Here is a 5,275-nt window from a genome sequence, read left to right as displayed (position 1 = left end):
TATATATATATATATATATATATATATATATATATATATATATATATATATTTACAACCTTCAACAAGGCAAATTTCCAGTAAAGAGGAGTACTCCTGAAATGAGTATTACCCAAAGCACGGATACTGGCAGAAATACTTTCCAACCAAGACGCATTAATTGGTCATATCGATAACGAGGTATTGTTGCCCTAATCCAAACAAATATAAATAGTAGCAAAACTATTTTTAAAACGAACCAAATTAATCCTGGTATTTTATACAGCAAACTAAGCTCTAGTGGAGGATACCACCCTCCTAAAAAGAATATTGTCATCACAGCACTCGCTAAAATCATATTTGCATATTCCCCTAAGAAAAAGAGAGCAAAAGGCATTGACGAATACTCGACATTATATCCAGAAACAAGTTCTGCCTCAGCTTCCGGCAAATCAAATGGGTGACGGTTAGTTTCTGCAAGCAAAGAAATAAAAAACACTACCCCCATGGGCACCATTAGCAAATCAACCCAAAATGGCATACTATGTTTTGCAACTACCATTTCTCCAAGATTTAACGTACCAGTCGTAATCACAACTGTGACCACTACTAAGCCTATTGAGACCTCATATGAAATCATCTGGGCAGCCGACCTTATACTACCCAAAAATGCATAATTGGAATTACTTGACCAACCTGCAACAACAATACCATATATCCCCAGAGAAGATATAGCTAACACATAGAGCACTCCAACATTAATATTTGCTATCGCTTTAGGAATCACTACCTGATGTCCATTTTCTGTAATTACTTCAGCGCCAAATGGTATCACCACCCAAACAATTAATGCTAAAATAAAAGTAAGCACTGGAGCCATTATGAACAATATGGCGTTTGCTCTAAACGGTATTATCGGTTCTTTGATCAGTAGCTTAATAGCATCTGCAAACGGCTGTAGTAGTCCAAAAGGTCCAACTACGCTTGGACCATGCCTCAGCTGAATTGCACCAATAACCTTGCGTTCAAAGTATACTAAATACGCAACTGAGAGCAGTAGCAGTATCAAAATAAATAAAATGTTAATTAGCGTGTTCATAAAAAGCCTTAGTACAATCTGCCATTATTTTCGAAGCACGACTTATTGGATCTGTCATGTAGAAACCACACTCCTTTAGGAAGAAAGGTGTATTACTTAATTTCATCTCGTCGCAGGTGATTGACACCCATTTATTTTTTACTACTTGATCAGCATTTTTAAATTGCGGACCAATAGTACTTAACTTTTTTCTCACGTCAAATAAACTATCGTATGGTAAGGAAAGACCTAAATATTGCGATAAATTCTTAATAATCGACCAATCCTCCTTTGCCTCACCAGGAGGAGATACAGCTAACTTTGCCTTCTGCACTCGCCCTTCAGTGTTTACATAAGTTGCATATTTCTCTGTATATGCAGCTCCAGGCAAGATAACATCCGCTATGTGTGCCCCTCTATCTCCATGATGACCTTGGTAAATCACAAATGTGTTTTCTAATTTTAACGTGTTAATTTCATCTGCACCGAGAAGATAAACAACTTCTATCTCGCCACTTTCTGCTTGTTCTAGTATTTGGTTAATATTCTTTCCGTCTTTTTTAGGAACGAACCCAATATCTAGTCCACCAACTCTTGCCGCAGCTTTATGCAGCATATTAAAGCCATTCCAGTCATTTCTAACCATGTTAAACTTTTCTGCGATTGCACCAGCTAGAGCTAAAATTGATTCAGAGTCATCCCTTGTCAATGCATCTTGACCTATAATGAGCATAGGATTCTGAGCAGCGCTAAGCAGCTTGCAAAATTTATGATTTCCTTTTGCTATTTCATTTAAAATAATAGGATTATTGCCCAGCTTTTCAACATGATATAAATATTTAACATCAGGACCGATGCTTGCAATAGGAAAATTACCTTGTAAATATCTCTTTCTTATACGCGCATTAATAATCGGTGCCTCTACTTTAGGATTTGTGTTTATAAGCAGGCATAGGTCTGCATCTTCTATACCCTCAATAGTGGTATTGAATACATATGATCCACGATTATTTTGTATAAGTTTTGCTCCATCTTGTCTACAATCTATATTTGCTGAACCGAGCTTCTGCATAATTTCTTTCAGTAGAAGCATAGACTCACAATCTGCTAAATCTCCTGCAATGGCAGCCATTTCATTGGGTCTTGTACTCCTTAGTTTTTTTGCAGCAACAGTTAATGCTTCATTCCAATCAGCTGGAACTAACCTACCGTCTTTCTTTATATAGGGTTGATCGAGGCGTTGTACTTTGAGCCCATCATAAGCAAAACGAGTCTTATCCGATATCCATTCTTCGTTTACTTCTTCATTGATCCTTGGCAGTACTCGCATAATTTCTGGACCACGATAATCAACCCTAATACTACTTCCCACAGCATCAAGCACATCTATAGTTTCACAATGTGATAGCTCCCATGGACGCGCTGTAAAAGAGTAAGGTTTTGAAGTTAAAGCTCCCACAGGACAAAGATCTATTATATTTCCAGATAGTTCAGAACTAATATGTTTTTTTACATAAGTGCTGATTTCCATATTCTCTCCTCTTCCAATTCCTCCAAGTTCGTTTGTACCCGCAACTTCAGACAAGAATCTAACACACCGAGTGCAATGAATGCACCGATTCATCGCAGTTTCAATCAGTGGCCCAAAATGTTTTTTTGGTATGGCTCTTTTATGCTCATCAAGCCTGCTGATTCCCCTTCCATAGACCATCGCTATATCTTGCAAATCGCACTCACCACCTTGATCACAAATTGGGCAATCAAGTGGATGGTTGATTAATAAAAACTCGAGCACTCCCTCGCGTGCTTTTTTGACTCTAGGAGTATCAGTGTGAACAACCATACCTTCTGTAACTGGCATTGCACAGGAGGCTACTGGTTTCAAAGGCCCACTCTCCACTTCAACTAAACACATTCTACAGTTACCAGCGATTGCCAAACGCTCATGGTAACAGAAGCGTGGAATCTCAACACCCACGGTTTCACAAGCTTGAATTATAGTAAGCCCAGGCTCTACTTCATATTCCTGAGAATTAATAATAACTTTAATCACAAATTTAAACCTACTATACAGCTTCCCACTTTATAGGGTTACCGCTTACTTCATCCTTAACCAGATTACCATTATCATATTGAGCAGACATGTAATTCACGCGTGAATCACGGTCTATATATCTAACTGGTTTTACTGGTTTATCTTTATACATTTTTTGCTCGGCTTTCTTGCGATAAGTAGGGTTATTTTTACTAGCTGTTTTTGCTTTTATGCCTGCTGCCATATGAACTCCTAAAAACTTCCTATTTTATTTTAACATTTAAGTGTATAGCGTCAATATTAAATAACATTAAAGTTTTAATGGATAGCTAGAAATGCAAAAAACCACTTGACAAACTTAGCCAGCCCCTTGAATTGTAGCACTAAAGATATTCAATATATTTTCATCTATGTAGATGAAACGACGAAGTATCGCATAGTTAGCATCTTATATTTAATTTTTTGCACTATATGCACCCTTGCATCTTCATAATATTTCTAGATTTTTACCTATATAAGCTGAAACACGTGTATAAAGCATTTAAAACAGTACGCCAATTTGCAGGATTAGATAGTAGAACAATATCTAAATATTAATTCTCATTATACAAGGAACGGATAGACAATAACGGAAAAGAAGCCATGCTAAAGTAAGTAAAATAGCCAGATTTAAATGGTGTTGAAATCAAAATTATTAGATGAAAAGGTTGTGGAATTAGAAAAAGAAATGCTAAAGAAAGTGCAAAATAACGCATATGTATAAAAGAACTAAACGCTGTAATTGCAGCAAAAAAGGACAGTACAACAGCCTTGGCAAAAATATATTGCATTTCAGAACAGCACTAACTTTATGGATAAAGCACCTAAAATTTGGAAGAAAAGAAAAATCGTTTACTCCCTCTCACGTCATAAAAAAACTAGATTGAATCAGAGTTAATTTGAACAAGTTGAAATATGGATACAAAAAAACTAATATCACTATTAAAGAAATGAGAATAAGAATCTAGGAAAAACTTGGCTTGAATGTCAACAAGTCTACAGTACAGTGTAATATGCAAAAAATGAAGTTTCGTATATTACACCAAGATCAATTCATAATGAACAAGATAAAGGTGGGTAGGAAGAGTTAAAAAAATCTTAATCCTTAATGAGGATATTGGTAAGCATCCTGAACAAGAGCTATTCATCTTTTGATAAATCATGGTTTAATACACACTTAAAAGTTGGACACGGGTGGTTAAAAAGGGCGTTAGAACACAGGTTGAAGTAAAATTAGGTAGACAAATTTTTACCTCCACAGCACAGCTAATCCTAGAAATAAAGAGAGTTCTAGCTTATTTATGAAGCCTTCCTTGTTATGGATTGTGCTAGCTGGCGTAAGTCAAAAAATTCAAAGGTACTTAAAATATCAAGATTAGATTATATACCACCACCATGTTTGCCCAAGCTCAATCCTATTGAGAGACTTTGGTTGTATATAAAACAGAACATTTTGCATAATTAAAGTCTGTAATACAATTGCTTTGCTTGAGGGCACCTTGGCAAATCTACTGCCTCTCTTTTCACTTCACAACTAAATAACTTTGCAATGTTGCTTATTTGACATATTAACAATGAGAATTGGTATAACATACTTTAGCTAAAAAACATGCTTTAAACTTTTGCTAAAACTCCGGCCTATTATCATTAACTTTCGTAAAGGTTAGACCCAAACTGTACACGGATTGTTTGCATATCATATTTAATGTTAAGCATTAGAATTTTGCTGTCACTATAGGTATGAACATCGTCATATGATAACTCTATTGCGTAGGGCTTTATATGCTTTTGCTTATCATACACGAAACCACCCAATTCTCCTTCCGGTCATACAAACTCCGTTTTTCTCTGATATTTCTTTACCTTTATCAAATCCTTACCCAGTAATATCGAAATAGGCAGTGTATTCCCAATATATTCTTTAGCCAAAAATTCACTTTGAGTGATACATGTTTATCTCCCTCTCATAATAAGAGCCTCTAAAATTCTTAGACTAGAACTTATCTCCAGCATATACGTATTCATTAGTGGCACAAGGCATACAACCGTAATTGCATTGAACTTTATAGCCCCACCCCTATTTTAAAAAATCATGAATGGCAGTGTAACTACAGAAACATCATTTACATAATCCACCACCTAATT

Annotated in this window: 3 protein-coding genes and 1 pseudogene; 1 reads left to right on the top strand and 3 read right to left on the bottom strand. The window is 35.8% G+C overall.

The window, feature by feature from the left end:
- Positions 1-60 precede the first annotated feature (60 nt).
- From nuoH to GO684_RS04810, 3 genes are read right to left on the bottom strand one after another with little or no spacing between them, the layout of a single operon-like run.
- Positions 61-1,077 carry an NADH-quinone oxidoreductase subunit NuoH gene (gene nuoH, locus GO684_RS04820; protein ID WP_175939379.1) on the bottom strand — a complete coding sequence of 339 codons (1,017 nt, stop codon included), beginning with the start codon at positions 1,075-1,077 and terminating at the stop codon, positions 61-63.
- The gene (gene nuoG / locus GO684_RS04815) at positions 1,061-3,109 is read right to left on the bottom strand and encodes an NADH-quinone oxidoreductase subunit NuoG (protein WP_175939377.1); all 2,049 of its coding nucleotides are present in this window, start codon (positions 3,107-3,109) and stop codon (positions 1,061-1,063) included. Before nuoG ends, nuoH begins: the two co-directional genes overlap by 17 nt.
- A 13-nt stretch (positions 3,110-3,122) precedes the next feature.
- Positions 3,123-3,335 carry a hypothetical protein gene (locus GO684_RS04810; RefSeq protein WP_175939376.1) on the bottom strand — a complete coding sequence of 71 codons (213 nt, stop codon included), beginning with the start codon at positions 3,333-3,335 and terminating at the stop codon, positions 3,123-3,125.
- 429 nt (positions 3,336-3,764) lie between these two features.
- Between GO684_RS04810 and GO684_RS04805 the strand changes: the two are divergent.
- Positions 3,765-4,668: pseudogene (locus GO684_RS04805) on the top strand (transposase).
- Positions 4,669-5,275 lie beyond the last annotated feature (607 nt).

The sequence above is a fragment of the Wolbachia endosymbiont of Litomosoides brasiliensis genome, from assembly GCF_013366805.1.
Classification (GTDB): Bacteria; Pseudomonadota; Alphaproteobacteria; order Rickettsiales; family Anaplasmataceae; genus Wolbachia.
The sequence above is the reverse complement of the archived record's forward strand: the minus strand, read 5'-3'. Positions and strand labels throughout refer to the sequence as shown.